Genomic DNA, 25,993 nt, shown 5'->3' with positions numbered 1-25,993 from the left:
CATGACCGGACGCATCGCTTTTCAGGGGGAACTGGGCGCCTATTCGCATCAGGCCTGCGCACAGGCGCGCCCCGGATTCACCCCGGTGCCCTGCACCACCTTCGAGGATGTGGTGGAGATGACGCGCGCGGGCGAGGTGGATCTGGGGATGCTGGCGGTGGAAAACTCCACCTACGGCCGGGTCGCCGACGTGCACAGCCTGCTGCCCAAGGCCGGGCTGCATATCGTGGACGAGGCCTTCGTCCGGGTGCACGTCAACCTTCTGGGTGTCAGGGGCGCAAAGCTGGACGAGGTGCGCGAGGCGCATGGCCATGTGGTGATCCTGCCGCAATGCGCGCAGTTCCTGCGCGAGCGTAGCATCCGGGGCGTCGTCAGCAGCGACAATGCCCGCGCCGCCCGTGAAGTGGCCGAGGCAGGCAATCCGGCCCGCGCCGCGCTGGCCAGCGAGCTGGCGGCCGAAATCTATGGTCTGGACGTGCTGGCCCGCCATATCGAGGATCAGGCCAACAATACCACCCGCTTCCTTGTGATGAGCCGCACCCCCGACCACAGCCGCCGCGCCGCGCGGATGATCACGACCTTCACCTTCCGCGTCCGCAACATTCCCGCCGCACTGTACAAGGCAATGGGCGGCTTTGCGACCAACGGCGTCAACATGACCAAGCTGGAAAGCTATATGGTCGGCGGCAGCTTCACGGCGACCGAGTTCTATGCCGACATCGAGGGCCATCCCGAGGATGCGCATGTGGCCCGCGCGCTGGAAGAGCTGCGCTATTTCACCACGAACATGAACATTCTGGGGGTCTATCCGGCCGATGAAAGCCGGGTCTGATCCGGGACCGGGGCCGCATCCGGCGGCCCCCTGCTCTCAGCGGCGGATGCGGTAGCGCTCTTCGATCTCGTTGCAGATCAGACCAACCCGCGCCTCGTATTTCCGTTCGATCTTGTTGCGCGCCAGTTTCATCGACTGGATGAACACCCGCGCCGCCAGCGTGCGCGGCTTCACCTCGGAGGTGATGGTCACGCGGGTGCGGCGCGACGACAGTTCGACGAAATCCAGCGTGACGCCTGCGTCAAAGGTGGTGGCGATGATCTGGAAACCCAGATTGTTTGGCTGGTCCACCGAGACCAGCTTGACCGCCACACGGCGCGGGCGGCTGCGATAGACGAAGCTGACATTCCACACCATGCCTGGCGCGAAGCCCTGAATCCGGTCGGACCGCACCACCTCGGCCCCGCGGCGCATGGCAGACCGTTCCCAGTGTCCGGTATCGGCAAAGGCGCCATAGACGAAATCCAGCGGCGCCTCGATGTCCTCGCGTGTGGTCAGCTTCATTCATTCCTGCCTCTCCGGGGCTGCCGCTTGTCCCCTTTTGCCTGTTATCGTGTAAGTTTCCGATTAAAAAAGTCGGTCTGCAAGCCAGTTCGACAGCAGAAAATGCGCAATCGAGCCCTTGCGGGCCGGATGTATCACAGGATGCGCGCCAGCCATCGCCTCCATCAGTTCCTCGCGGCTTACCCACAAGGCATCTTCCAGTTCGACCGGGTCCAGCGTGATCGTCTCGCTGAGCGCCTCGCCCGCACAGCCGATCATCAGCGAGGCCGGAAAGGGCCAGGGCTGACTGGCAAGGTAGCGCACCGCACCGACGCGGATGCCGGTTTCCTCGGCCACCTCGCGGCGCACGGCGGCCTCGACCGTCTCGCCCGGCTCCATGAAACCGGCAAGGCAGGAGTACATTCCCTCGGGCCAGCCCGGCGAGCGGCCCAGCAGCGCCCGGTTCCCCCGCGTGATCAGCATGATCACCACAGGATCGGTGCGCGGAAAATGCTGGGCGCCGCATTGCGCGCAGGCACGTTGCCAGCCCGCATTGACCATCTCGGTCGCTGCCCCGCAGGCCGCGCAGAACCCGTGAGAACTGTGCCAGCCCAGGATCGCCCGCGCCGTCGCGGCCAGCTCGGCCTCTCGCGCTGTCAGCCGCGTCATCTCGGCCCGCAATTCGGCAAAGCCATGGTCTGCCGCAAGTTGCGGGTGACGGATGCGGCTTTGATCCAGAAAGGCGGGTGTCGGCGCCCCTTCGGCAGGCACCCAGCCCGGCAGGTCGACCGCGAAGCGCGCAATGCCGTCGTCCAGCCCAAGAAAGACCGGCGCCGGAAGGCCTGCGACAAGCGGATGATCGGCAGCCACCCAGACCAATCCGCCCGTATCCGCCACCGGAATGCGCCCGCGCCACAGCACCAGCACCTGCCCGCCCCCGGCGCGCAGCCGGGTCAGCGCCTCGGCATCGCCGCGCAGATGCGCCGCGCGAACCAGCCCCGAGCCGCCGAAAGTCACGGTTTCCGAATGGCGCATCCGATCCTCCCGCGCGCTGCCCTGCGCCGCTTTCTGGCACGAGCCGGGGCATGACGCAAACCCGCAACGACAGGACTGCGCCAATCGCAACCCAGAGTGGAAATATTCTCGTTGCAAGATTGACAGCCGCAAAGTCCCACCGGCTAGATAGGCCGTTAGACAGACCCAAAGACATTTCCCGCATCCGCTATCATGCGGAGAAAACAGGAAAAGCATGCCCTCAGACCGCAACGCGCCGGTGCCCGCGCCTGCTGCTTCGCCCCTCACCGCACGGCTGCGCATTCTGGCCACGACCGATGTGCATTCGCATGTTCTGGGCTATGATTATTACGCGGATCAGGAGCGGGACGATATCGGGCTCGCTCGGGTTGCGACCCTGATCGCGCAGGCCCGCGCCGAGGCGCCGGACAGTCTGCTGTTTGACAATGGCGATTTCCTGCAAGGCAATCCGCTGGGCGATTTCGCGATGCAGCAAGTGCTCACGCCCGACAGCGGCCCGCATCCCGCGCTGATCGCGATGAACCACCTTGGCTATGACGCTGCCACGCTGGGCAATCACGAATTCAACTTCGGGCTGGAGCGGCTGATGGCGGCGCTGAAGGCCGCACGGTTTCCGGTCGTGACCGCAAATGTGACCTGCAGGCAGCCCACCGCGCCGCTGCTGCCGCCGTGGTGTCTGCTGCGGCATGAACTGACCGGGTCGGATGGCCAGCGACATGCGATCCGAATCGGAGTCATCGGTTTCGTGCCCCCTCAGATCGTGCAATGGGACCGGAATGTTCTGGAGGGGCGCGTAGAGACGCAGGATATTCTCGCCTCTGCGGCCGCGCAGGTGCCGGAATTGCGTGCGGCCGGGGCGGATATCGTGATCGCGCTGGCGCATTCCGGGCTTGGCCCCGCCGATGCCGGGTTCAATGCCGAGCATGCCGCGACCGACCTTGCGCGTTTTCCGGGGATAGATGCGATCATCGCGGGGCACAGCCATCTGCCCTTTCCGGGGCCGGGATATCCTGTCGCCCCCGGCATGGATCTGAAGCGCGGGCTGGTTTTCGGGCGGCCTGTGGTGCTGCCGGGCCACTACGCCTCCCATCTGGGGGTGATCGACCTTGACCTTGCGCATGACCCGAGGCGGGGCTGGCAGGTGACGAAGGGCCATGCGCACCTGCGACCCTCCGCCGGAATATCCCCGGACCCATCCCTCACCGCTGCGGTTGCGGCGGATCATGCCGCGATACTGACCCATATCCGTCGCCCCGCCGGTCAGACCGCCGTGGCCCTGCACAGCTACTTTGCCACGATCACGCCCTCGGCCGTACTGGATGTTGTCGCCGAGGCGCAGGCCAGCTATGTGCGTCACCAGCTTCGGGACCAGCCCGAGGCCGATCTGCCCCTGCTGTCTGCCGCCTCTCCGTTCAAGGCGGGTGGACGCGGCGGCCCCGGTAACTATACCGACATCCCCGCAGGCCCGCTTGCCCTGCGGAATATCGCGGATCTTTACATCTACCCGAACACGATTGCCGTCTTGAAGCTGAGCGGGGCGGAAATCGCTGACTGGCTGGAAAACGCGACCGGCATCTACCGCGAGATCGCGCCCGGCAGCCGGGATACCCCACTGATCGACGAGGATTTCCCGAGCTATAACCATGATCACATCCTCGGCCTGAGCTATCGGATCGACCTCAGCCAGCCCGCCCGTTACGACCGCCATGGCGCGCTGGTGCATCCCGGAGCCCGGCGCATCCAGGACCTGTGCCATCAGGGACAGCCGGTGCGGCCCAAACAGACATTCCTGCTGGCGACCAACAGTTACCGCGCGGCAGGCTGCGGCGGCTATCTCGCGGCGCGGCCCGAACGTATGGTGCCCGAACGTCTGGTGGATGTGGGCCACGCCATGATCCGCGACATCCTGCTGCGCCATTTCGCCAGCCCCCCTGCCACTGCCAGCCAGACGACTTCCTTCAGCTTTCTGCCGCTGCCTGGCACCAGCGTGACCTTCGACACCGCACCCGAGGCCACCCGTCATCTGGCAGAGGTGGCCCATCTGCACCCGGAACCTCTTGGCACCACCCCCGAAGGCTTCGCCCGCTTCCGTCTGCACCTGTGATCGGCTAGACCTCGGACGCGAAACGGGCCAGCGACGGGGAATGCGATGTTCGATGCGGTGATCTTCGATCTGGACGGCACATTGATCGACACGGAATCCGTCGCCATGCGGACCGGGCGCGGCGTTCTGTCCGATATGGGGCTGATCGCGGGTGACGATCTGTTCCACGATCTGATCGGCAAGGACGGCCCCAGCGGCCAGCTTCTGCTGCAGGCGTGGTTTCCGCAGACGGATGTCGCCGATCTTGTCCGGCGCTGGGATGCCGCCTTCCACGCCGCCCTCGACGGTGATGTGCCCCTGAAGCCCGGCGCCCGCGAGATTCTGGAGCTTATCAACCTGCCGATGGCACTCTGCACCTCTTCGGCGCGCGAAAGCGGCCTGCGCAAGCTGGAGATGGCGGGCCTGTCGCGCCATTTCCGCCATGTCATCACCCGCGATGACGTGAGCGCGCCAAAGCCGCATCCCGAGCCATATCTGCTGACCGCCGCGCGGCTGGGTGTCGCCCCAGCGCGCTGTCTGGTGTTCGAGGACAGCGAAACCGGCGCCCGCTCCGCCCGCGAGGCAGGCTGCGTAGTGGTGCAGGTGCCTGACATCCTGCCGACTGAGGGGGTTCATGCCAATCATGTGGCCGAAAACCTGCTGGAAGGCGCACGTCTGGCCGGGGTGATCTGACATGAGCAGCCGCTGGATCAGGCGCCTTCTGACTGCCGCCGCGCTCCTTGCCTTGCTGGCGGTGCTGGGGTCGGCATGGTTTGCGCATCGGCTGATGGTCGAGGTACTGACCGGCCGCGCCTTCTCGGCGCTGGCTCAGCCTGAAATAGACGATCCGCTGAAAATCGGCTATCGCGGCGATCCGGGGCGCGCTTTCGGGATGGCGTGGCAGGGCGTCGAACTGGAGACGCCGCTGGGCCCCGCCCCCGCATGGTTAATCCCTGCCCCCGGCGCAGATGGCAAACGGCTTGCTATCTTCGTTCATGGGATCGGCGGCGCGCGCGAGGACGGCTACCCTTTCCTGCCGCAACTGCATCAGGCGGGTCTGCCCGTTCTGCTGATCACCTATCGCAACGACGCGGGCGCCCCGCCCGCCCCTGACGGCCTGCATGCCTTCGGCCTGACCGAATGGCGCGACCTGGAGGCGGCTTATGACTGGGCGAAAAGTCAGGGCTATGACTCGGTACTGCTGGTCGCAGCCTCGATGGGGGGCAGCATCGCCGGACAGTTTCTGGCCCGGTCCGACCGTGCCAGGATGACCGCTGGCGTGGTTCTGGATGCCCCCGCGCTGGATTTTCCCGCCACACTGCGCCACATCACCCGCCGGATGGCGCTGCCTCTGGGTGGGATCGGAACCGCGCTGGCCCTGCCCGCCTTCGGCTTCAGCCACGGGCTTGATCTGTCACAGGCGCGGGTGACAAATGCCTTTATCGCCTTCAAGGGTCCGCTGCTGATCTTTCATGGCGAGGCGGACCGGATCGTACCACCTGAAACCAGCAAGGCCCTGCTGGCCGCACGCGGCGGCGACACCGTTCTGGTTCTCACCCCCGGCGACCACCTGCAAAGCCGCGACACCGCGCCCGAGCGGTTCAGGACCGCCCTGACCAAGCTGATCGCCGCCCTGCCCCGCTAAACGCGAGGGCTTGCAGAATCCCGCCACCTTGCCTATGTGATGCCTCGAGAGGTTGGCGCGGGCGAGCGCCTCGCCAACCCGGTCAGGTCCGGAAGGAAGCAGCCGTAACGAGCCCCGCTTGGGTCGTTGTCCAGCCTCTCACCCAATTACGCCTAAGCCATTGACGCGAAATAGCGCCCCTGACCTCAGGGGTTTGACGCCATTTGTACCGGCCTCCAGGGCAGGTTCGGGAAAGTGAATGCCTGAACCGCCCTGCACAGATCGCGCATCCAGACGGTTTCGATGCGCCGCTGACGGTCTGCGAGATATCCCCGCCCGCAGCCTGATGGCCCGGATGGTATTCCGCGCAGGCTGCAAAAGCCGGAAGCGGGGTTTCGGACCAACGCATGGCCGCGCAAAGGGATGAAACAGGCCGGGCATGCAGGTTCTGACCGCATGCAAAAAGCCCCGCCATGCAGGCATGGCGGGGAGGTGTGCCCCCGGCGGACCGGGGCACAGGCGTAACTTTTGAGCTTATGGGAAACGGCGCCTCAGTGATGCTGGCGCTCGTCAGCCTCCATCTCGGCGCGGATCTGCTGGCGCAGGATATCAATGGGGATCATCTTGCCATCCCGCTTGAAGTGCCAGTAGGTCCAGCCATTGCAGGAAGGCGCCTTTTCATAGGCCGCCCCGACCTGATGGATCGAGCCCTTGACCTCGTTCCCGATCAGCGTGCCATCGGCGCGGACCTTGGCCTTGAAGCGGTTGCCGACGGAATAAAGCTCTTCCCCCGGACGCAGCATGCCACGTTCGACCACCTGACCAAAGGGCACACGCGGCTCGGCCCGCTTGCTGCCGGTGACTTCCAGCCCCGAGGCATCGAACTTGCGGATACGCGCGATACGTTCGGTGGCAACCTTGCGGTAGCTTTCCTCCCGCTCGATCCCGATGAAATCACGGCCCAGCATCTTGGCCACCGCGCCGGTGGTGCCCGTGCCGAAGAATGGGTCGAGGACCACATCGCCGGGGTTGGTAGTGGCGATCAGGATGCGGTGCAGCAGGCTTTCGGGCTTCTGCGTCGGATGCGCCTTGTCGCCGTTTTCATCCTTCAGCCGTTCATGCCCGGTGCAGATCGGCAGTACCCAGTCGCTGCGCATCTGCACACCGTCATTGAGCGCTTTCAGCGCCTCGTAGTTGAAGGTGTATTTGGCCGCCTCATCGCGGCTGGCCCAGATCAGCGTTTCATGCGCGTTGGTCAGACGTTTGCCGCGGAAGTTGGGCATCGGGTTGGTCTTGCGCCAGACCACATCGTTCAGCATCCAGTAGCCCGCATCCTGCATGGCGACGCCGACGCGGAAGATGTTGTGATAGCTGCCGATCACCCAGATTGCGCCGGTCGGCTTCAGCAGGCGCCGCGCAGCGGTCAGCCAGTCGCGGGTGAAGCGGTCGTAGGCCGAGAAGCTGGAGAACTGGTCCCAGTGATCATCGACCGCATCCACCTTGCTGTTGTCGGGACGATGAAGCTCGCCCTTCAGCTGAAGGTTATAGGGCGGATCTGCGAAAATCAGATCCACCGAGCCGGCCGGAAGGCTGTTCATGGCCTCGATACAGTCACCGGCAATGATCTGGTTAAGCGGCAGGCCGGGGGCCTCCGCACGGGTCTTCTTGATCGTCATTACTGCCTCGGTCTGCGGCCTCTGCGGGCCGTTATCTTGTGTCCCAAGATGAGTCAGAGACGATTCCCCGTCAAATTCTTTTTTGAATCAACGAGTTATAGAAACGTCTTGATACAAGATATTGTGGACCGGGCGGAACGAACGCCTATGATGAGGGGTCACCCCAAAATCTAGAAGCGCCTGAAGGTGGTCCCTGGTCGGGTAACCGGCATTGCGCTCCCAGCCGTAGCCGGGGTGCTGTTGCGCCAAATCCACCATGATGCGATCGCGTGCCACTTTGGCAACAATCGAGGCGGCTGCGATGGACAGGCTGCGCCCGTCCCCCTTCACCACGGCCTGTCCCGCGCAGGGGAGGCCGGGGGGCAGGCGGTTGCCATCGACCAGAACGAAGCCCGGCGCCACGGCCAGCGCGGCGACAGCGCGGCGCATGGCCAGAAAGCTGGCCTGAAGGATATTGAGCGCGTCGATCTCCTCGACGCTCGCGTGACCGATGCCGACCAGTGCCGAAGCCTGAATTTCTTCGGCGAGCCGTTCGCGCGTCGCAGATGACAGGGTCTTGCTGTCGGATATGCCTTCCGGCAGATGCGCGTGATCGAGAATCACAGCCGCTGCGGTAACAGGCCCGCAAAGCGGACCACGCCCGACTTCATCCACGCCGGCAATCGGGCCGGGGAAGCGGGACAGGGCCTCATCCTCAAGGCTCAGATCGGGAACCGGACGAGCCACGGATCAGACGTCACAGGCGCGATGCGCCGGTTCCGACAGTTCCAGCTTGCAGGTCGTCGTGGCATTTCCCTGCCCCGGAAGGGCGGACAGCGTCAGGGCAATCATCACCGCGAGTGCGGCCATCATGGTCAGGGCGAAACGGGTCTGCGGCGAAAGCCGCCCCCGGTGACGGGGTTGGGTCATCTGAAATCTCCTGTTCTTCTGCTCTGCGTCGATGCCGGCGACTCATGGTTCGCCAGTCATTGCAGGCATATTCGCCCGGCGCCGCAGGACAGGCAATGACACGGCCGCGTTATCCGATAACAACGGCCAATCTCCGCTCAGGTTATTGAATTACAGGCGCTTCCCCCTCAGTATGCAAAGACCCTAACCGGAGCCTGCGCCATGATCCGCGTTCTTCTTGCAGCCGCCCTTGCCTGCCTTGTCGCCATGCCTGCGGCTGCCGAATGCTATGCCGATTACAAGGCCAAGCAGGACAACCCGCTGCGCCTGCACTACGGCGTGGCGCAAGTTTCCGCCTGCAACAAGAAAGGCGCCCGCGCCGAACTGGCGCCGCGCCTTGCCGCGCAGGGCTGGAAGCTCTTAAATATCGTGTCCACCTTCGGCCCCGAGGGCCTCAATGAAAGGCGATCGAGTGCCGGAGATTACTTCCTCCGTTACTGAAAGTCTCCGCGCGGGGAACCGCACGGCCGCTTTCGGCGTCGCCGCCATTGTCGCGATTCTCGCCGCGGCGGCGGTGTTCCTGTTTCTCAGCCTGCCTGACGCCAATGCCTTCAATGCGCGGGTGGAAAAGCTCTTCGTCGAAAACGACGACCTGCGCACCCTAGCCGAGATCAAGCTGCTGGAGATCATCGCGCAATCCGGCACCACCTTTCAGGAGGTGCTGTCGAGCTATCGCATGGTCATCTTCGTGCTTCTGGTGTTTTCCGCCGGGTTGCTGGTGGCCTGTCTGGTGTTCCTGCTGACCATCGTGGGGCAAAACCGCCGGATGTCAGCCATCCAGCGGTCGGGGATCACCGTGTCGTCCCTGATGATCAGCCGGGAAAGCCGGGCGGTCTATATCAACGATCTGGAATTCAAGCTGACCGAGGCCGCCATCGAAACCCTGTCGGTGCTGGCCGAGGCACGGATGGATGACGAGGTGCTGACCGGCGCGCAGATCGAGGCGGTGATCTCGGGCCGGACCGAGGCGGATTGCGACGAGGCATCGGGCGCCACGCGGGTCAAGCGGCTGCGCGACGCGCTGGGGAACCAGTTGGTGTCGGAACTTCTGGTCAAGACCATCGCCCGGCGCGGCTATGTGCTTTCGGTCGAGAAAGATACGATCCGCATGATCTGACGTTGGGGCACCCGCCCTGCCGGTGACGAAGGCTTGCACCGGCGGGCGGGTTCTGCGAAGCCTCCGCCATTCCCGGCAGGTCGGACCCGGCGTATTGGGGCATCGCAATGGACAAGCAATCCGAATTCTTCCTCGTGCTGCATGAATGGCTGGACCCGGCGGTCGAGACGGCAAAGCTCTGGCTGCTGTCGCCCGCCGCCTGGTCGCAATTCGCCCTGCTGATCGTGGCCTTCATGGCCGCGCGGCTGCTGACGCTGCGGACCCAGCCGCTGTTCATGCGGCTGATCACCCCGCCGGAGGGCAAGACCGGCTATATGGTCACGGCGCGCCTGTTCGCCAGCCGCTTCCTGCCGCTTCTGCTGCCTCTTTTCGCCTGGGCCTTCACCGCTCTGGGAGAAGAGATCACCCGCTCGCTGTTCGGCTCGGGTGCCGTTATCGCCTTTGGCAAGCGCATCTTCCTGTTCCTCGCCGCCCGGATCTTCGTGCGCGAAGTGCTGCGTGACAGCTTCCTGCGGCTGTTGGGTCGCTATGTCCTGATTCCGGTCGCCGCGCTTTATGCGCTTGGCATCCTGGACGAGATTTCGCTGCGGCTGGAAGAAACCATCATCGCTTTCGGCAACATCCGCTTCTCGGTCATGGCACTGATCCGGGGGCTGATTGCGGGATCGCTGCTGTTCTGGCTGGGCGCCTGGTCGAACCGGCAGAGCGCCGATTACATCAAGAAACAGGAAGAGCTGCGCCCGGCCACCCGCGAACTGGCGGTGAAGGCAACCGAGGTTATGATCTTCGGCGCCTCGTTCCTGCTGCTGATGTCGATCATGGGCATCGACCTGACCGCCGTCGCGGTTCTGGGCGGTGCGCTGGGTGTCGGGATCGGCCTTGGCCTGCAGCAGATCGCTGCGAACTTCGTGTCCGGCATCATCCTGCTGCTGGAAGGCCAGACCACCGTCGGCGATTACGTCGAACTGGACGGCGGCGAAAAGGGCACCATCGTCCGGATGACTGCCCGCGCCTGCATTCTGGAAACCTTCGATGGCAAATGGATCGTGGTGCCGAATGACCATTTCATCACCTCGCGCGTGGTCAACTATTCCGATCAGGGGTCAGCCAACCGTTACGAGGCAGAGTTCTCGGTCAGCTATGACACCGATATCAACAAGGTGCCGGAGATCATCGAGGCGGCAGTCGCCGCGCTGCCCTTCGTGCTGACCGAACCCGACGGGCCCGACTGCGAGTTGCGTGGCTTTGGCGAAAGTTCTGTCGATTTCGCGGTGGAATACTGGGTCAACGGCATTGACGATGGCAAGAACCGCTTCGGATCACCCGTGCTGTTCGCCATCTGGAACGCGCTGAAGGACAACGGGATCGAGATGCCCTTCCCGCAGCGCGTGGTCCATATCCGCAACGCAGGCGCCGAGGCCGCGGGGGCATGAGGGCGCTGGTCATCGGCGCCGGTCCGGCCGGGCTGATGGCAGCCGAGGCGCTGGCCGATGCGGGGCATGCAGTCGTGGTGGCAGAGGCCAAGCCCTCTCCTGCGCGCAAGCTGCTGATGGCGGGGAAATCCGGGCTGAACGTGACGAAGGACGAGCCGCTGCCCGCCTTCGCCGCGCAGTACGATGCCGGATGGCTGGCACCGATACTGGCCGCCTTTGGCCCCGAACAGGTGAAGGACTTCTGTCGCGGGTTGGGGCAAGAGGTCTTCACCGGCTCGTCGGGGCGGGTGTTTCCGGTGGCTCTGAAAGGTTCACCGCTGCTGCGGGCCTGGCTGGAGCGGTTGGCGCGGAAGGGCGTGGACCTGCGCCGCCGTTGGCGCTGGACCGGATTTGATGGCGATGCGCTGATTTTCGACACGCCGGAGGGCCCGCAAGCGCTGCGCCCTGCCGTCACCGTGCTGGCGCTTGGCGGCGCAAGCTGGCCCCGGCTGGGGTCAGATGCGGCCTGGCTGCCCTGGCTGGCCGCGCGGGGCGTGAAGATGACGCCCTTCGCCCCGGCGAACATGGGCTTTTGCATGGGCTGGTCCCCCCATATGGCGCGGCATTTCGGCCAGCCGGTCAAGGGCGCCTGCCTGATTGCGGGCGACCGGCGCGAGCGGGGCGAGTTCGTGATCTCTGCCCGCGGGCTTGAAGGCGGCGGGATCTACACAATCAGCCGCGACTTGCGGTTGGGGGCACCTCTGGCGCTGGATCTGTTCCCCGATCTGACTCTGGCGACACTGCGCGACCGGCTGGTGCGGATGAAGCCGGGCGAAAGTGCCAGTAACCGGCTGCGCAAGCTGGGATTGCCGCCCGCGACGACCGCGCTGGTGATGGAACTGGCCCGGCCCCTGCCCGCCGATCTGGCCCCCCTGCTGAAGCATCTGCCGGTGCCCCATACAGGCCCCCGCCCGCTGGACGAGGCGATATCCTCAGCGGGGGGGATCGCGCGCGCGGCCCTCACCGATGATCTGGAGCTGAAAGCCCTGCCGGGCCTTTTTGCCGCCGGGGAAATGCTGGACTGGGAGGCGCCGACCGGCGGCTATCTGCTGACCGCAAGCTGGGCCACCGGCCTTCATGCGGGGCGCGCGGCGGCGCGGCGGCTGGCGAGCATCCCGATATCGTGAGGTCGGCTATGCCGCAGCCGCTAGTCCTTGACGCTGCGCGCCCGGCTCCTTACGTTTCTTGCCTGACAGATTCCCTTGGAGAACGATCATGGGCGCCGCAACCGTAGCCGTCACCGATGCCACTTTCGATGAAGAAGTCCGCAAATCGCCGATCCCGGTCGTGGTGGATTTCTGGGCCGAATGGTGCGGCCCGTGCCGCCAGATCGGCCCGGCGCTGGAGGAACTCGCCACTGAATATGCGGGCAAGGTGAAGATCGTGAAGGTCAATGTCGACGAAAACCCCGACAGCCCGGCTGTTCTGGGTGTGCGCGGCATTCCGGCGCTGTTCCTGTTCAAGGACGGGCAGGTGGTGTCGAACAAGATCGGCGCCGCGCCGAAAGCCGCGCTGGCGAACTGGATCAGCTCGGCCATCTGATTTTGCGCTGAATTTCGGAAAGGGCGGTCCTTCGGGGCCGCCTTTTTTATGCGGGTGTTCTAGGCGATCGGCCAGCCCTGGGCCTTAAGAAGCGCCGCGATCCGGGCCGGGGCGTCGGGGGCCTGCGCGTCAATCGCCTCGTGCCGGAAGAACCACCACAGATATTCGGCCATGCGGTCTGGCGGCGCGGCCCCACGCGCGAAGGCGGCTTCGATCCCGTCGCGCAGGACCGAACCGGCGGGGTGATGAAAGTCGATCCCGGCAAACAACACCGCCCCCTTGCCCGCGATCATCGCCTGCAAGGCCACGCTGGAGTTTTGCGTGACCACATGATCGCAGCGGGCAAGCAGTTCGGCAGAAGGCGCCTCGACCAGACGGAAACGCGGGTCTGTCACCCCAGCCAGCGCGACGCGCTCGGCCCCGGTATAGGTCTCGCCGGGATGCAGCGTCGCCACCACCGGCAAGGGTTGACGCGCCAGCGTCTCGGCGATCATCGCCATCGGGCTCATGCTTTGGAACGAGCGGTGATCCAGCAGGCGGCCCTGCAAGGGCATGAAGACAAAGCCTTCGCGCGTGGACTCGCGCCCTGCCAGCACACGTTCGCGCAACCGCGCGTGGAAGGCTCGGGCGCGGGGCGGGATGCGGCTGTAATCAGGTGCCTTGCGCGCGACGGCGAAGTTCCAGCGCTCGTTGGTCGGCTCGATCCGCCAGAACGGATAGTAATAGGCGCGGCGCAGACACAACGTGCGCCGGTCCTGCGGTTCTTGCATATGGGTCAGGGTATAGCCGCCACGCGCGGGCGGCTCGGCGCCTTCAGCCTCCGGGTGGTGATGCAGCGCCCAGCCCGGCAGCGCCTCGATGATCCGGCTGAGGATATTGGTCTTGCCCGCTTCGTGATCTGCCCGCAGATGTGCGGGCAGATAGAGGTGGAGCGCCCGATCAGCCATGGCCCAAGCGCGACAGTAGCGCCGCATGCAACCCCGGCGCCGCAGCGATCACCCCCGCCGCCTGCGGATGCGCGATGTTGAACCGCAGGGGTTGGCCCAGCCGGTCAGTCACCGTGGCGCCCGCTTCGGCCGCGATCAGCGCCCCGGCGGCAATGTCCCATTCCCAGGCATCGCGCAGGGTGAGCATACCATCATGCCGCCCCTCGGCCACCAGACACAGCCGATAGGCCAGCGAGGGGCGAAAGCTGCGTTTCAGGTCCGGCACCCCGCCGGGCCAGTGCTCCGGCGCCATGTTCGGCCCGGTGGTCAGCAGCGTCGCCCCTTCGACCCCGGCCCGGCCCGAGGCGCGGATCGGCGCGTCGTTCTTCCGCGCCCCCTGCGCCAGTGCAGCCGTATAGGTGCGGTCCAGCGCCGGCAGATGGACCACACCCGCCACCGGGATGCCCTGCTCTACCACGGCCAGCGAAACGGCGAAGGTATCCTCGCCCGCGATGAAGGCACGGGTGCCGTCGATCGGGTCCAGAACGAACAGCCGCGCGGCGCCCAGCCGTTCGGGCGTGTCTGCGTCTTCCTCGGACAGCCAGCCATAATCAGGACGCGTCTTCAAAAGCAGGTCGTGCAGCAGGGCGTTCACCGCCAGATCAGCCTCGCTGACAGGCCCCTGCCCCGGCTTTTCCCAGGATTTCGGCGCCTGCCGCCAGTATCGCATGGCCAGCGCACCCGCCTGCCGGGCCGCATCGGTGATCAGGACAAGGTCATCCTCATTGACCCGCAAGCGTCATCCCTTCCACCAGCAGGCTGGGCACCCGGGTCGACAGATGCGGCCGCGCATCATTGGCGGCGATCATCGACAGAAGCATGGTCCGCAGATTGCCCGCGATGGTGCATTCATTCACCGGATAGGCGATCTCGCCATCCTCGACCCAGAAGCCGCTGGCGCCGCGCGAATAATCCCCCGTAGTCGGGTTGATGGTCGAGCCGATCATCGAGGTCACCAGAAGCCCGGTCCCCATCTGCCCGATCAGTTGCTTGCGCGTGGCGGTGCCCGGCGTCAGGTCGATGTTCGAGGTCGCGGGCGAAGGCGGCGACGTGGTGCCGCGCGCCGCATTGGCGGTGGAGGCCATACCAAGCTTGCGCCCGGTAGCCAGATCCAGCGTCCAGCCGGTCAGGATGCCGTTTTCCACAATGGCACGGCGCTGCGTCGGCAGCCCTTCGGCATCGAAAGGACGCGAGCCGGAAATCCGCGCGCGATGCGGATCCTCGATCACCGACAGCCCCTTGGGCAACACCTGCTGCCCCAAAGCATCGCGCAGCCAGCTTGAGCCGCGCGCGATGGAAGCGCCATTCACTGCCGACAGAAGATGGCCGATCAGACTTTGCGCGATCCGTTCGTCAAACAGCACATTATAGGTGCCGGTCGCCGGTTTGCGCGCCCCCGCCCGCGCCAGCGCACGTTCGGCGGCCAGGGCGCCGGTTTCCTCTGGCGGCGGCATGTCGGCGATATGGATGCGGGATTCCCCGGCCCAGTCACGCTCCATCCCCGTGCCCTCGCCGGTGAAAGCGACGGCGGAAACCGAGGTGGCGCTGCGGGCATAGCCACCGGAAAAGCCGTTGGTCGCGGCAAGGTGCATGCGGCGGCGCGAATGGCCGGCGGAAGCCTCCACCTGCCGGATGCCGGCGCGGGCCATGGCGGCGTCTTCTGCGGCACGGGCGGCCTGTTCCAGCGCGGCAGGGCTGGGTTCGGGCGCGTCATCGGCAAGATCCAGCGCCGCCAGATCCCAGTCGCGGGCGATCTGGCCGGGATCAGCCAGCCCCGCGTATGGGTCCGCCGGGGCCTCGCGCGCCATGGCGACGGCGCGTTCCGCCACCTCGGCCAACGTGCGCGGTGAGGTATCCGAGACCGAAACACAGGCCTGCCGCCCGCCGATCAGCACGCGGAGACCAAGGTCGATCTGTTCGGCCCGTTCCGCCTGTTCCAGCTTGCCCTGACGGATGTCGATGGACAGCGCCGTGCCCTCTACCGCCAGTGCATCGGCAGCCTCGGCGCCCGCCTTACGGGCCGCGTCGAGCAGGGCATGGGTCAGGGTAGCGAGATCGGTCATGGCATGTCCTTCCTGTGCAGGACCGAGCTAAGCCGCCCGGCGCCTGCGTGCAAGACTTATGCGATATGCAGATCGCGCGGCAGCGACGACAGGATCTCGCATCCGGTTTCGGTGACGACGGCGAGTTCCTCCAGCCGGATGCCGAACCGGCCGGGCAGATAGATGCCCGGCTCGACCGAGAACACCATTCCCGGCGCCAGGATCACGTCAGACGTGCCGCTGATATAGGGTGGCTCGTGGATTTCCTGCCCGACGCCATGGCCCGTGCGGTGGGTGAAGAAATCGCCGTAGCCCGCCGTCGCGATCACCGCGCGGGCCGCTGCATCAACGTCACGCGCCGGGATGCCGGGGCGGATAACGGCCAGCGCGGCCTGCACCGCCGCCTCGACCACGGCATGTACCTCGGCATAGCCTTCGGGCGCGGGGCCACAGGCCGCCATGCGGGTGATGTCGGAATAGTATCCATCCTTGCGGGCACCAATGTCACAGACGAGGATGTCCCCTTCCGCGATGACCCGGTCGCCGGTGTGATGATGCGGGAAAGCCCCGTTCGGGCCGCTGGCGATGATGGTGAACTCCGGCACCGCGCCTTCGGCCTTGAAAGCGGCGCGCGCGGCTTCGGCCACCTGCCGCTCCGTCTGGCCGGGGCGGATCGCGGCGCGCAGGGCCTGTTGCGCCAGATCGGCGATGCGGGCGTTTTCGCGCAGGGCGGAGATTTCGGTCGCATCCTTGCAAAGCCGCAGATGCCCCACGGTTTCCGAGGCAAACATCCGACCGGCAGCGGGCAGCGCGTCCAGCAGCAGCAGGGCATGGTCGGCGCGCATGGTTTCATCCAGACTGACCGTGCCAATGTCACCAAGCGCGGCCAGCGCCTCAGCCAGCGCGGCGGCGGGCCCCTGATCATCCGCCCAGCGCCATTGCGCCCAGTCGCTGTGCGCCGCCACCTCCTCGCCGTTCAGCGCGGGCATCAGCCAGCCAGCGGTACGATGGCCGATCAGCGCGAGGCAGGGCCGTTCATCCGGCATCGGCGCGAACCCGTGCAGCCAGCGCAGATGCGCGCCGGGCGCCAGCGCCACCAGATCCACCCCCGCCTCGACCATCCGCACGCGCAACCGCGCCAGACGCGCCTCAGCCACCGAACCGCCCACCGGCACGGCGCGCATGGCCGCAACCAGCGCCACATGTTGCGCCGCCAGCAAGTCCTGCAAGGCCGTCACCCGATCCGGGGTGAAGTGGTTTTCCACATCCAGAATGTTCACTGTGCCGATCACCTGCCCGCCATCCAGCACCGGCAGGTTGATCGCGGAATGACAGCCCAGCGCATTGATCTGCGCATGATCAAAGAAATAAGGCGCGAACTCCGCCGTGGTATTGGCGATGAAGGGCTTCCCCTCGATCAGCACGCGGCGCGACCAGGCGTCCTGCTGGATCGGCTTTGGCACGGACAGCGGATAGGCCGTATGATCCGAACTGTAGGCCCGGCGCGCCAGCCCCACATCGGGGTCCTGCACACTGATGGTAAAGAGCCGCGCGCCGCCCAGCGCCTCGGCCTCGCGGTGCAACTGGGCGAACAGCGCGTCTGATTGCATAAGGGGCGTTTCCTTTCACGAAAAAGGCCGCCCGATGAGGGCGGCCCAAGGGATGTCGGGTGCAGGTTATTGCAGCTGCATGCCGTTGGCGAAGAAGTGCTTGTCCTTGAACTCCAGCGTGGAGGTCATAGTATCCGGCGCACTGGGATCGACCTTGGCGAACATGCCCAGCATCATCCGGGTGCCCATCATCTGATCCTCAGGGACCAGCCCCATGGCCATCAGCTTGTCCAGCAGCGCGTTGACGCCCACGGCCTTCAGGTCGATCTGGCCGGTCGGCGCCGGAACGCCACCATAGGTTTCCATATCGCTGTTGTCGAAGGTCAGCGCGCCCGAACCCGTGACCTCGGCCCCTGCGGCGGTGACCTGAAGTTCGTTGATGTCCAGCGCATTGATCTCGCCCGGAGCGCCTTCACCCAGCGCGGCCATCTCGGCCTCGTCCAGCAGATTGACGTTCAGCGTGACCTTGCCCTTGGTATCCAGCACCACGTTCATGGGGTCGCGCGGCAGCTGCGCTGTCGGGTCCAGCATGCCCCAGATCTCATCCGAGACGGTCAGCCCGACAAGCTTGGTCAGGAAGGCAAAATCGGCGGGGGCGTCGGTTCGGGAAACCGGCATCACCAGATTGAACGCGCCTTCCTTGTAGCCGAAATTCACCTGCGGGAAGGGGATCTGCGCACCCAAGACCGTGACGCGCGCGTCCTTCGCACCGGCACCATAGGCCAGACGGCTGGCGTCCATCGCGAAAGAAAGGCTGCCGCCGGTATTGGAGGCCGAAATCTGCATCGGGCCTTCCGCGCCATCGACCTTCATGTCCAAGGTGCCCCCGGCATAGGCAAAGCTGCCCTCCATCGCGCTGCCCGCTTTCAGCGCGGCCAGAAAATCATCTGCCACGCCGCCGGTCATCCGCGAAGTCGACTGCCCGGTCAGCGCGGTCATGTCGGCCTTGACGTCAACCTTGCTGTTGTCTGCGGTATCCGTGCCGCTGATCACAATGCCAAGGCTGTCCGCCGCCAGATTGCTGGTCACCACCAAATCGGTCGTGCCCGAGACCAGGTAATTGCCGGAAAGGCCGCGCAGCGTCGCCTCGACCTTCAGATCCTCGGGGACGTCTTTCGGGCCTTCGATGCCGGACAGTGATGCTTTCACGCTGGAGCCGGTGAAATCATACCGGGTTTCCTCGGGCGTGCCCGAGACGATGACGCGCATGCCGGGGGTGGCAATCGTCAGCCCGGTGGTGGTTGCGGGCACCTCACCCTCGGCTTCGGTTTTCACCGTCATGCTGGACGTCTCGCTCATCGTCATCTCGACGGTGCCGTCTCCCTGTTCCTTCAGGCGCACCTCGTCCAGATGCATCACTGCCTCGGCTCCTTCGTTCTTCGACGTAAGGTCGATGCCGCGAATCACCAGCGTATCACCCTCGCGGGCTTCGCTGCCGGTCGTCATCGTCTGGCCGTAGGAGGTGCTGAGCGTCTTCCAGTTCTCCCAGACCTGTTCGGGAGTCACATCCGCCAAAGCGGCATTGCCCGCCAGAAGCGCCACGCAGGCGGTCGAGCACATGAATTTCAATCGGGTCATAACGAAACCTTCCTGCTGTAATGATGCAACAGCATCCGCGAGTGGCATGGGCCGGTCAAGGCTTTCCGGCGCGATGTCACATGAGGTATCAAGCCTGCGTGACGGAGGGAAGAAGGCATGGTGATGAACGGGAAGGTAGTGGCGATTACCGGCGCAAGCCGGGGGATCGGCGCGGCGGCGGCGCGGGTTTTCGCGGCCGCAGGCGCGAAAGTCGCCCTGTTGGCACGCAGCGAAGCGGAAATGGCGGCGCTGACGGCGGATATCGGCGCGGATCGCGCCCTGGCGCTGGCCTGCGATGTGGCGGATGCAGCGGCGGTTTCGGCTGCGGTGGCGCAGATTGTCGCACACTGGGGACAGCTTGACGTGCTGGTCAACAACGCCGGAATGATCGAGCCGATCGCGCGGATCGAAGACGCCGATCCCGCGCTTTGGGCACAGGCGGTGCAGGTCAATCTGGCGGGGGTGTTCAACGGCATCCGCGCGGCGCTTCCGGTGATGAAATCCGCCGGTACCGGCACGATCATCACCATCTCTTCCGGCGCAGCGCACCGGCCACTGGAGGGCTGGAGCGCCTATTGCGCCTCGAAGGCCGGGGCGGCGATGCTGACGCGCGCCCTGCATCTGGAGGAAGGCCAGTGGCTGCGCGTCATGGGTCTGTCGCCCGGCACGGTCGCGACCGGGATGCAGGTGCAGATCAAGGCATCAGGCATCAACCCTGTCAGCCGTCTTGAGGTGACAGACCATATTCCCGCCGACTGGCCCGCGCAGGCCTTGCTGTGGATGTGCAGCCCCGAAGCCGATGACTGGCGGGGCGAGGAAATTTCGCTCAGGGACGAAAACATCCGGCGCAAGGTGGGGCTGTTGGCATGATCGAACTGTCTGTCGACGGCGATGTCTGGACCGTCACACTGAACCGGCCCGACAAGGCCAATTCGCTGACCCGCGCCATGCTGGAGGAACTGGACACTCTCGCGATCCGCGCCGGGGCCGAGGGCGCGCGGGTGCTGGTGCTGACGGGCGCCGGCAAGGTGTTTTCTGCCGGGGCCGATCTGGACGAAGCCAGCGCAGGGCTTGCCACCGCCGATGTCTGGGAACGGCTGTCGGGCCGCATCGCCGCCCTGCCCTGCCTGACCATCGCCGCGCTGAACGGCACGCTGGCCGGGGGCGCCATGGGCATGGTGCTGGCCTGTGACCTGCGGATCGGCGTACCGGGAGCGAAATTCTTCTACCCGGTGATGAAGCTTGGCTTCCTGCCACAGCCGTCGGACCCCGGCCGTCTGGCCGCGCTGGTCGGGCCGTCACGGGCCAAGATGATCCTGATGGCAGGTGTAAAGGCCAGCGCGGAAGAAGCGCTGGCCTGGGGTATGCTGGACCGCATCGTCGCGCCGGAGACCCTGATGGCCACAGCAGCCGAGCTTGCGGAGGATGCGGGCGGGGCAACCCCCGCCCATGTCGCGGCGATCAAGGCAATGGTGCCACTGCGGGGCTGAATGCCCCGCATCTGCGTCTTACTTCTTCTTCGGCGGCACGAAGCGCTTGGAGGTGTCGCGCGCATCCACCGGACGCGGCGCGGGTTTGCCCTTGCCGGACTTCGCCGCGAAACCGCCTTCCGCCTTGTGCGACTTCGTTCCGGCCGCGCGGGCGGGCTTGTCCTTGCCGCCGCCATGGGACTTGAAGCCAGCCGACTTGGCCGCCGGTTTGGCATCGCCGCCCTTCGTGGCACGATCCCCCGCCGACCAGCGCGGCTTGCGGTCGCCGCCCTCGGGCCCGGCACCGCGCGGCGCATAGGGTTTACGGTCGCCCTCGTCCCGCGCTCCGTAAGGTTTGCGATCCCCGCCTTCGCGCGGAGTATAAGGCTTGCGGTCCCCCGTATCGCGGGCGCCATAGGGTTTGCGCTCGCCCCCCTCACGCGGCGTGTAGGGCTTGCGGTCCGCACCGTCGCGCGGGGCGTAAGGTTTGCGCTCTCCCGCCTCACGCGGGGCATAGGGTTTGCGGTCGCCGGAGTCGCGCGGGGTGTAGGGCTTGCGCGCAGGAGCGGCCTCCTCGCCCTGTGCCTTGCGGCCATAGGGCGCGGCTTCGCGCGGCTTGTAGCTGCGCTTTTCCGTCTCGGCACCTTCCGGGCGTTGCGGATACTCACGCTCGCGGCTCGCATAGGGTTTGCGGGTTCCCTCAGCCGCTGCGGGGCGACGATCTTCCCAGGCACGCGCCGGGCGTTCGTCCCGGTCCCGGGCCGGGCGGTCCTCCCGCGCAGGGCGCGGCGCGGCCTCACCCTCATCGACAAAGCGCGACGGTTTCGGCTGATAGGCAGGCTTGTCACGACGCGGCGCACGATCAGTCCGGTCACCACGGTCCGGGCGCGGGGCGCGCTCAGGACGCGGGCCACCGCGTTCCGGGCGGCCAAACTGCGGCTCGCCCTCGACGCGCTCCATGTTCAGGCCGGGCTCAAGCTCCACTTGCGCCCCGATGCGACCAGCCGCCGCCTTGGCGATCTGGACGAAGGTCACGGTCTGCTGCACGCGGATCGCACCGATCTCGTTCTTGGTGATGCCGACACCATCACAGATCTTCGGCAACAGCCAGCGCGCCTCCGCCCGACCCTCATGGCCGACCGTCAGCAGGAACCATTCCGCCTCGCCAAAGGCGTTGCGGTCGCGCGGGGCCGAGGGGGCCGCCGCAGCAGGGGGCGCCATGTCCTGAAGCACCTCGGGCGCCGAACGCGCATCGCGCCACAACCGCACGAAAGCCGCCGCCATATGTTCGGCGCCATAGCGTTCGATAAGATCCCGCGCCAGCGCGGCCTCTTCGCCCGGCCGGTCGGACAGCAGCGGCAGTTCCATAAGCCGCGCGTCGTCACGTTCCTGAACCTCGTCAGCCGAAGGGGCCTTGGCCCATTCCGCCACGACCTTGGCGCCTTGCAGCAGACGCGAGGCCTTGCGGAATTCCGACGGCGGCACGATCAGCGCGGATACGCCCTTGTTGCCTGCGCGGCCAGTGCGGCCCGAACGGTGCAGCAGGGTTTCCGAATTCGACGGCAGATCGGCGTGGATGACCAGCTCCAGCCCCGGCAAGTCGATGCCACGCGCCGCAACGTCCGTGGCGATACAGACCCGCGCGCGCCCGTCACGCAGCGCTTGCAGCGCATGCATGCGTTCGGTCTGGCTCAGCTCGCCCGACAAGGCGACGACCTGGAATCCCCGGTTGCCCATCCGCGCCAGCAGATGATTGACGTTGGCGCGGGTCTTGCAGAACACGATGGCCGTGCGCGCCTCATAGTAGCGCAGCACGTTGAAGATCGCGTGTTCGCGGTCACGCGGGCTGACGTTGAAGGCGCGATATTCGATATCGCCATGCTGCTTGGCCTCGCCCGCCGTTTGCAGACGGATCGCGTCACGCTGGAAGGTGGACGCGAGTTTCTCGATCTCTTTCGGCACAGTGGCCGAGAACATCAGCGTGCGACGGCCTTCCGGCGCGGCAGAGAGAATGAACTCCAGATCCTCGGCAAAACCAAGGTCGAGCATCTCATCGGCTTCGTCCAGCACGGCGACATGCAGCAGCGACATATCAAGGCTGCCGCGCTCGATATGGTCGCGTAGGCGGCCGGGCGTGCCCACGACGATATGCGCGCCGAAGGACAACGCGCGGCGTTCGGTGCGGTAGTCCATGCCACCGACGCAGGTGGCGATCTGGGCGCCGGCCTCAGCATAAAGCCATTCCAGTTCGCGCGCGACCTGCTGCGCCAGTTCGCGCGTCGGCGCGATGATCAGCGCCAGCGGCGCCTCGGCGGGCTTGAGGATGTCCGCGCCGCCCAGCACCTCGGGCGCCATGGCAAGGCCAAAGGCCACGGTCTTGCCCGAGCCGGTCTGCGCCGAAACCAGCGCGTCGCGACCCAGCAATTCGGGCGCAAGAACGGCTTCCTGCACGGGGGTGAGGCTTTCATAGCCCTTGGCGGCAAGCGCCGCTGCCAGCGGGGCCGCAATCGGAAGATCAGTCATGTCTGTTACCTGAAGGGGCGGGAAGGCCCTGTGACGGCCCTGCCATTCCCCTTGCAGCCGGGCCTCCCTGCCCGTGCTGCCCCGGAATCATTCGGAGCCTTGCCGCCGCGCCTACAGCAAATCCCACCCCTTGTATAGCCCTGCGGCGCCTGGCAGGGCACCGATGGGCCAGAAAGCTGCCGATGGCAACCCGCAGCCCCGGCCCCGGCGCCGCGATATATCCAGATGTTCTCCGCCCCGACCATCGGAAGAGTCTCCGCCCGCGTCACCGCCAAATTCATCGCGCCCCTAGCGCGGTTCTGGCAGGTCACGCCCGTCACCGATGTGAAATCGCGGACGATCCGCACGTCGTCTCGCCCCCGTTGCCCGGCCGAAAAGCAGGGTGATGGCACCCGGTAAACCTGCTGTTCTCCGTCAAGTCCAGACGGCCCCGGAGAGCCTTATGCAGGTCAACCTTCTATAGCGTCGCGCCACCCTTCGCTGGCACGGCAACTTCTGGTCCCATCATCGGATTGCCCACCACGCGGCCAGGGTGCCCAAGCTGGTCAACCTGCCTTGTTATCCGATAACAGGCCACCGATTTTGCCTAGCGCGGCAACGGGGTGCATCTGTCGGGACAGCGAATCCGCAAACAGAAAGGAACGGACATGCTGCCCGCTGTCATCTCTGCTCCCGCATCGACTGCACCGCGCCGGTTCGGCCGTGCCGCCATTGCCACCATCACCGCACTGGCCATCGGCCTGACCGCCGCCGCCCCCGCGCAGGCGCTTGGCCGGAATGAACGCAACTTCCTGAAAGGGGTGGCCGCCGCCATGGTGGTCGACCGCCTGCTGGACGAGGCGCGCCGGAACCAGCGGCCGCGCTATGTGCAGCCGCAATATGTGCAGCCCCGCCCCGTCTATCGGCAGGTCTACCGCCCCGCCCCGCATTATGATCGCTATCAGCAGCCCTCGCGCCCGAGCATATGGATGACCCCCTCTGCGCAGGCCTTCAATTCCTACAGCGCCTACGACCGCCGCCGGATCCAAAGCGGCCTGGCCGCGCGCGGCTACTACCGGGGCGGCATTGATGGCGCTTTCGGCCCCGGCACCTATTCCGCCATCGTGGCCTATGCCAATGATCGCGGACGCGGCCGCGACCTTGGCAGCGCTGCAGGGGTCTACGGCCTGTTCGACGGGCTGGTCTACTGAACCTCCGGGCCGGGCGCGATCATCCCTTGCGGATGGTGTCGCCCGGCTCAAGCGTCGGGAACAACTCGATCCGCTCACCGCCGATCACACCCGAGGGGCGCTTGCCCGCGATGATCTCGGCCGCATGTACGCCAATCTCGCGGCGACAGGCATCCATAGTTGCCAGCTTGCGCGGAAGCCCGTCCAGCAGCTCCACCCCGTTGAAGCCCGCCAGCCCCAGCCGCCCCGGAACGTCGATCCCCTTGTCGAGACAGTAAAGCAGGCCGCCCGCACCGATCATATCGTTTGAATAGTAAAGGAAATCGAGATCCGGGTTGCGTTCGAGAATCGCCCCCGTCATTTCGCGACCCTTCAGAAGCGCCGAGCCGCCCGCATAATATTCCTCGCCGGCCAGCGACAGACCCGCAGCCGCCAGCCCCTCTTTGAACCCCTCCAGCCGCTTCCGGGCGCGGTGGTCATCCGGCATCTTGGTGCCCAGAAACCCGATGCGCCGATACCCCGCCGCCACGATGGCTTCGGCCATCTTCAGTCCGGCCCGCCGGTGCGAGATGCCGACCGCGCTGTCAACCGGCGTGCCGTCGATATCCATGATCTCGACGATCGGGATGCCCGCGCTTTCCAGCATGGCCTGCGCCGCCGGGCTGTGTTCAAGCCCCGCGATGATGACACCGGAGGGGCGCCAGCTCAGCATTTCGTAAAGCACAGCCTCCTCACGCTCCGGGCTGTAGTTGGTGATGCCGACCACGGGTTGCAGGCCGGTATCCTCCAGCGTTTCGGAAATGCCCATCATCACTTCGGGAAAAACCATGTTGGACATCGAGGGTATGATGACACCGACCAGATTGACCCGCTGGGACGCCAGCGCACCGGCGATCTTGTTCGGCACATAGCCCAGGTCACGCGCTGCCTGAAGCACACGTTCCCGCGTCGTTTCGGAAACGTCCCCGCGGTTGCGCAGCACCCGGCTGACGGTCATCTCGCTGACACCGGAGGCTTCGGAGACGTCCCGCAGGGTCAGGGTGCGGCGCGGATCGGCAACGGGAGGCTTGGACACGTTTGTTGGACCTTCTGCAAAATTCTCGCAAGAACGTGAATCCTTGTTAGCGCCAAAGCTTCCCCTTGTCCAAGGCCTGTTTCCCTGTTATTGATAGCGCTAACGGCACTCCTGCCGACCAGTATCCACCGCGCCAGCAAGCTCTCAACCGGCGCGAGGGACCAAGGGGGAGCGATGGGCCAAAAGCGCTCCCCCTTTTTCGTTCTGCCAGAACAGGAAAGTCTTGCAAGACCGACGAAATCGCCGCTAGAAGGCCCACAAGGCCCCGTGGCTCAACTGGATAGAGCAGCCCCCTCCTAAGGGGCAGGTTACAGGTTCGAGTCCTGTCGGGGTCACCATTTATTTATTTAAAATCATATGGATGCGGTTCGCCGCCTCGGTGTGGATGCAGCTTCCGTCCGGATTTTCCGTGCCCAGCTGTCGAACGGAGGAGGAGTGCTGTAACGCGACAAAAACATAGGGGTTTTTAAGAGAGTGCGTTGCCCTATCCGTCGCTAGGTGTCGTTACCCGTCGCCAGCCGTCTTTCCTCAATAAAATAAGGCGCTTGCCGGGGCTGTGAGGCTCTGGTGGCGTGTCTGGGCGGCTTCGGGGCGGTCATGGCGGTCGCGACGAAAATATTGCGCCAAACAGGTAGCCAGAGCGTGATCCGCGCCCTCGCTGGCGCCCGGACCCGAGCTGCTAATCGCCCGAAAACATCAATAAAACTTGGCTTTAACGGCTGTTTCAGG

24 protein-coding genes, 1 tRNA gene and 1 other RNA gene are annotated in these 25,993 nt (G+C 65.7%); 14 read left to right on the top strand and 12 right to left on the bottom strand.

What is annotated here, in order from left to right; genetic code table 11:
• The first annotated feature begins 1 nt into the window (after position 1).
• Positions 2–832 carry a prephenate dehydratase gene (locus C8N34_RS22390; protein ID WP_054304243.1) on the top strand — a complete coding sequence of 277 codons (831 nt, stop codon included), beginning with the start codon at positions 2–4 and terminating at the stop codon, positions 830–832.
• A 36-nt stretch (positions 833–868) separates the two neighbouring features.
• Here the strand turns inward: C8N34_RS22390 and C8N34_RS22385 are convergent, their stop codons facing one another.
• Positions 869–1,336, bottom strand: coding sequence for a hypothetical protein (locus C8N34_RS22385; protein ID WP_054304244.1), 468 nt, complete (start codon positions 1,334–1,336; stop codon positions 869–871).
• 63 nt (positions 1,337–1,399) lie between these two features.
• Entirely contained in the window at positions 1,400–2,350 is a 951-nt protein-coding gene (nudC, locus tag C8N34_RS22380; RefSeq protein WP_108130567.1) for an NAD(+) diphosphatase, read from the bottom strand.
• A 214-nt stretch (positions 2,351–2,564) separates the two neighbouring features.
• On the opposite strand from nudC, the gene C8N34_RS22375 reads away from it, so the two are divergent.
• The 4 genes from C8N34_RS22375 (at position 2,565) to ffs (ending at position 6,221) form a co-directional block, all read left to right on the top strand.
• Positions 2,565–4,454 (top strand): bifunctional 2',3'-cyclic-nucleotide 2'-phosphodiesterase/3'-nucleotidase, encoded by a 1,890-nt coding sequence (locus C8N34_RS22375; protein ID WP_108130566.1) that lies wholly within the window; start codon positions 2,565–2,567, stop codon positions 4,452–4,454.
• A 45-nt stretch (positions 4,455–4,499) separates the two neighbouring features.
• Positions 4,500–5,126: an HAD family hydrolase gene (locus C8N34_RS22370; RefSeq protein ID WP_054304247.1), complete on the top strand. Its 627-nt coding sequence runs from the start codon at positions 4,500–4,502 to the stop codon at positions 5,124–5,126.
• A gap of 1 nt (position 5,127) precedes the next feature.
• Positions 5,128–6,078, top strand: a complete 951-nt coding sequence (locus C8N34_RS22365) for an alpha/beta hydrolase family protein (RefSeq protein WP_108130565.1) — start codon at positions 5,128–5,130, stop codon at positions 6,076–6,078.
• A gap of 46 nt (positions 6,079–6,124) precedes the next feature.
• Positions 6,125–6,221, top strand: an RNA gene (gene ffs / locus C8N34_RS22360) — signal recognition particle sRNA small type.
• A 387-nt stretch (positions 6,222–6,608) separates the two neighbouring features.
• On the opposite strand, the gene C8N34_RS22355 is transcribed toward ffs, so the two are convergent.
• From C8N34_RS22355 to C8N34_RS22345, 3 genes are all read right to left on the bottom strand, one after another.
• Positions 6,609–7,733 (bottom strand): site-specific DNA-methyltransferase, encoded by a 1,125-nt coding sequence (locus tag C8N34_RS22355; RefSeq protein ID WP_054304249.1) that lies wholly within the window; start codon positions 7,731–7,733, stop codon positions 6,609–6,611.
• Between the two features lie 87 nt (positions 7,734–7,820).
• The gene (locus tag C8N34_RS22350; protein WP_108130564.1) at positions 7,821–8,459 is read right to left on the bottom strand and encodes a ribonuclease HII; all 639 of its coding nucleotides are present in this window, start codon (positions 8,457–8,459) and stop codon (positions 7,821–7,823) included.
• A 3-nt stretch (positions 8,460–8,462) separates the two neighbouring features.
• Positions 8,463–8,642, bottom strand: coding sequence for a hypothetical protein (locus tag C8N34_RS22345; protein WP_054304251.1), 180 nt, complete (start codon positions 8,640–8,642; stop codon positions 8,463–8,465).
• A gap of 201 nt (positions 8,643–8,843) precedes the next feature.
• Here C8N34_RS22345 and C8N34_RS22340 point away from each other — a divergent pair, with 201 nt between their 5' ends.
• From C8N34_RS22340 to trxA, 5 genes are all read left to right on the top strand, one after another.
• Entirely contained in the window at positions 8,844–9,122 is a 279-nt protein-coding gene (locus C8N34_RS22340; RefSeq protein ID WP_054304252.1) for a hypothetical protein, read from the top strand.
• On the top strand, positions 9,094–9,798 hold the full coding sequence (locus C8N34_RS22335) for a response regulator transcription factor (RefSeq protein ID WP_054304253.1): 705 nt from the start codon (positions 9,094–9,096) through the stop codon (positions 9,796–9,798). Before C8N34_RS22340 ends, C8N34_RS22335 begins: the two co-directional genes overlap by 29 nt.
• A 107-nt stretch (positions 9,799–9,905) precedes the next feature.
• On the top strand, positions 9,906–11,231 hold the full coding sequence (locus tag C8N34_RS22330) for a mechanosensitive ion channel family protein (RefSeq protein WP_054304254.1): 1,326 nt from the start codon (positions 9,906–9,908) through the stop codon (positions 11,229–11,231).
• Positions 11,228–12,397 carry a TIGR03862 family flavoprotein gene (locus C8N34_RS22325; protein WP_108130563.1) on the top strand — a complete coding sequence of 390 codons (1,170 nt, stop codon included), beginning with the start codon at positions 11,228–11,230 and terminating at the stop codon, positions 12,395–12,397. The genes C8N34_RS22330 and C8N34_RS22325 overlap by 4 nt, the downstream gene beginning before the upstream one ends.
• Before the next feature lie 88 nt (positions 12,398–12,485).
• A complete protein-coding gene (gene trxA / locus C8N34_RS22320) occupies positions 12,486–12,812 on the top strand; it encodes a thioredoxin (RefSeq protein WP_054304256.1) in 327 nt (108 codons plus the stop codon).
• Positions 12,813–12,871: 59 nt separating this feature from the next.
• Here the strand turns inward: trxA and C8N34_RS22315 are convergent, their stop codons facing one another.
• The 5 genes from C8N34_RS22315 to C8N34_RS22295 form a co-directional block, all read right to left on the bottom strand.
• Positions 12,872–13,786: a hypothetical protein gene (locus C8N34_RS22315; protein ID WP_170120572.1), complete on the bottom strand. Its 915-nt coding sequence runs from the start codon at positions 13,784–13,786 to the stop codon at positions 12,872–12,874.
• Complete coding sequence (locus C8N34_RS22310; RefSeq protein ID WP_108130589.1) at positions 13,752–14,468, bottom strand: 3'(2'),5'-bisphosphate nucleotidase CysQ; 717 nt, start codon at positions 14,466–14,468, stop codon at positions 13,752–13,754. Before C8N34_RS22310 ends, C8N34_RS22315 begins: the two co-directional genes overlap by 35 nt.
• A gap of 52 nt (positions 14,469–14,520) precedes the next feature.
• A complete protein-coding gene (locus C8N34_RS22305; RefSeq protein WP_108130561.1) occupies positions 14,521–15,861 on the bottom strand; it encodes a TldD/PmbA family protein in 1,341 nt (446 codons plus the stop codon).
• A 56-nt stretch (positions 15,862–15,917) separates the two neighbouring features.
• On the bottom strand, positions 15,918–17,450 hold the full coding sequence (locus C8N34_RS22300) for a M24 family metallopeptidase (protein ID WP_108130560.1): 1,533 nt from the start codon (positions 17,448–17,450) through the stop codon (positions 15,918–15,920).
• A gap of 66 nt (positions 17,451–17,516) precedes the next feature.
• On the bottom strand, positions 17,517–19,028 hold the full coding sequence (locus tag C8N34_RS22295) for a DUF2125 domain-containing protein (protein ID WP_158640789.1): 1,512 nt from the start codon (positions 19,026–19,028) through the stop codon (positions 17,517–17,519).
• A 117-nt stretch (positions 19,029–19,145) separates the two neighbouring features.
• Here C8N34_RS22295 and C8N34_RS22290 point away from each other — a divergent pair, with 117 nt between their 5' ends.
• Together C8N34_RS22290 and C8N34_RS22285 are read left to right on the top strand one after the other, a co-directional pair.
• Positions 19,146–19,898 carry an SDR family oxidoreductase gene (locus tag C8N34_RS22290; RefSeq protein ID WP_054304260.1) on the top strand — a complete coding sequence of 251 codons (753 nt, stop codon included), beginning with the start codon at positions 19,146–19,148 and terminating at the stop codon, positions 19,896–19,898.
• On the top strand, positions 19,895–20,518 hold the full coding sequence (locus C8N34_RS22285; RefSeq protein WP_108130558.1) for an enoyl-CoA hydratase/isomerase family protein: 624 nt from the start codon (positions 19,895–19,897) through the stop codon (positions 20,516–20,518). The genes C8N34_RS22290 and C8N34_RS22285 overlap by 4 nt, the downstream gene beginning before the upstream one ends.
• Before the next feature lie 18 nt (positions 20,519–20,536).
• Here C8N34_RS22285 and C8N34_RS22280 read toward each other — a convergent pair whose 3' ends face one another.
• Complete coding sequence (locus tag C8N34_RS22280; protein WP_108130557.1) at positions 20,537–23,020, bottom strand: DEAD/DEAH box helicase; 2,484 nt, start codon at positions 23,018–23,020, stop codon at positions 20,537–20,539.
• A gap of 647 nt (positions 23,021–23,667) precedes the next feature.
• Here C8N34_RS22280 and C8N34_RS22275 point away from each other — a divergent pair.
• Positions 23,668–24,210, top strand: coding sequence for a peptidoglycan-binding protein (locus C8N34_RS22275; RefSeq protein WP_054304263.1), 543 nt, complete (start codon positions 23,668–23,670; stop codon positions 24,208–24,210).
• Positions 24,211–24,229: 19 nt separating this feature from the next.
• On the opposite strand, the gene C8N34_RS22270 is transcribed toward C8N34_RS22275, so the two are convergent.
• Positions 24,230–25,264, bottom strand: a complete 1,035-nt coding sequence (locus C8N34_RS22270; protein ID WP_054304264.1) for a LacI family DNA-binding transcriptional regulator — start codon at positions 25,262–25,264, stop codon at positions 24,230–24,232.
• Positions 25,265–25,525: 261 nt separating this feature from the next.
• On the opposite strand from C8N34_RS22270, the gene C8N34_RS22265 reads away from it, so the two are divergent.
• Positions 25,526–25,602, top strand: a tRNA-Arg gene (locus C8N34_RS22265).
• Positions 25,603–25,993: the final 391 nt, after the last annotated feature.

This window comes from Gemmobacter caeni, assembly GCF_003054195.1.
GTDB lineage: Bacteria > Pseudomonadota > Alphaproteobacteria > Rhodobacterales > Rhodobacteraceae > Gemmobacter > Gemmobacter caeni.
The sequence above is the reverse complement of the archived record's forward strand: the minus strand, read 5'-3'. Positions and strand labels throughout refer to the sequence as shown.

What these genes read in the sequence shown, in the direction of transcription:
- C8N34_RS22390 (WP_054304243.1), top strand. Translation starts at nt 2, where the DNA reads ATGACCGGACGCATCGCTTTTCAGGGGGAACTGGGCGCCTATTCGCAT.
- C8N34_RS22385 (WP_054304244.1), bottom strand. Translation starts at nt 1,336, where the DNA reads ATGAAGCTGACCACACGCGAGGACATCGAGGCGCCGCTGGATTTCGTC.
- nudC (WP_108130567.1), bottom strand. Translation starts at nt 2,350, where the DNA reads ATGCGCCATTCGGAAACCGTGACTTTCGGCGGCTCGGGGCTGGTTCGC.
- C8N34_RS22375 (WP_108130566.1), top strand. Translation starts at nt 2,565, where the DNA reads ATGCCCTCAGACCGCAACGCGCCGGTGCCCGCGCCTGCTGCTTCGCCC.
- C8N34_RS22370 (WP_054304247.1), top strand. Translation starts at nt 4,500, where the DNA reads ATGTTCGATGCGGTGATCTTCGATCTGGACGGCACATTGATCGACACG.
- C8N34_RS22365 (WP_108130565.1), top strand. Translation starts at nt 5,128, where the DNA reads ATGAGCAGCCGCTGGATCAGGCGCCTTCTGACTGCCGCCGCGCTCCTT.
- C8N34_RS22355 (WP_054304249.1), bottom strand. Translation starts at nt 7,733, where the DNA reads ATGACGATCAAGAAGACCCGTGCGGAGGCCCCCGGCCTGCCGCTTAAC.
- C8N34_RS22345 (WP_054304251.1), bottom strand. Translation starts at nt 8,642, where the DNA reads ATGACCCAACCCCGTCACCGGGGGCGGCTTTCGCCGCAGACCCGTTTC.
- C8N34_RS22340 (WP_054304252.1), top strand. Translation starts at nt 8,844, where the DNA reads ATGATCCGCGTTCTTCTTGCAGCCGCCCTTGCCTGCCTTGTCGCCATG.
- C8N34_RS22330 (WP_054304254.1), top strand. Translation starts at nt 9,906, where the DNA reads ATGGACAAGCAATCCGAATTCTTCCTCGTGCTGCATGAATGGCTGGAC.
- C8N34_RS22325 (WP_108130563.1), top strand. Translation starts at nt 11,228, where the DNA reads ATGAGGGCGCTGGTCATCGGCGCCGGTCCGGCCGGGCTGATGGCAGCC.
- trxA (WP_054304256.1), top strand. Translation starts at nt 12,486, where the DNA reads ATGGGCGCCGCAACCGTAGCCGTCACCGATGCCACTTTCGATGAAGAA.
- C8N34_RS22315 (WP_170120572.1), bottom strand. Translation starts at nt 13,786, where the DNA reads ATGCGGCGCTACTGTCGCGCTTGGGCCATGGCTGATCGGGCGCTCCAC.
- C8N34_RS22310 (WP_108130589.1), bottom strand. Translation starts at nt 14,468, where the DNA reads ATGCGATACTGGCGGCAGGCGCCGAAATCCTGGGAAAAGCCGGGGCAG.
- C8N34_RS22305 (WP_108130561.1), bottom strand. Translation starts at nt 15,861, where the DNA reads ATGACCGATCTCGCTACCCTGACCCATGCCCTGCTCGACGCGGCCCGT.
- C8N34_RS22300 (WP_108130560.1), bottom strand. Translation starts at nt 17,450, where the DNA reads ATGCAATCAGACGCGCTGTTCGCCCAGTTGCACCGCGAGGCCGAGGCG.
- C8N34_RS22295 (WP_158640789.1), bottom strand. Translation starts at nt 19,028, where the DNA reads ATGACCCGATTGAAATTCATGTGCTCGACCGCCTGCGTGGCGCTTCTG.
- C8N34_RS22290 (WP_054304260.1), top strand. Translation starts at nt 19,146, where the DNA reads ATGGTGATGAACGGGAAGGTAGTGGCGATTACCGGCGCAAGCCGGGGG.
- C8N34_RS22285 (WP_108130558.1), top strand. Translation starts at nt 19,895, where the DNA reads ATGATCGAACTGTCTGTCGACGGCGATGTCTGGACCGTCACACTGAAC.
- C8N34_RS22280 (WP_108130557.1), bottom strand. Translation starts at nt 23,020, where the DNA reads ATGACTGATCTTCCGATTGCGGCCCCGCTGGCAGCGGCGCTTGCCGCC.
- C8N34_RS22275 (WP_054304263.1), top strand. Translation starts at nt 23,668, where the DNA reads ATGCTGCCCGCTGTCATCTCTGCTCCCGCATCGACTGCACCGCGCCGG.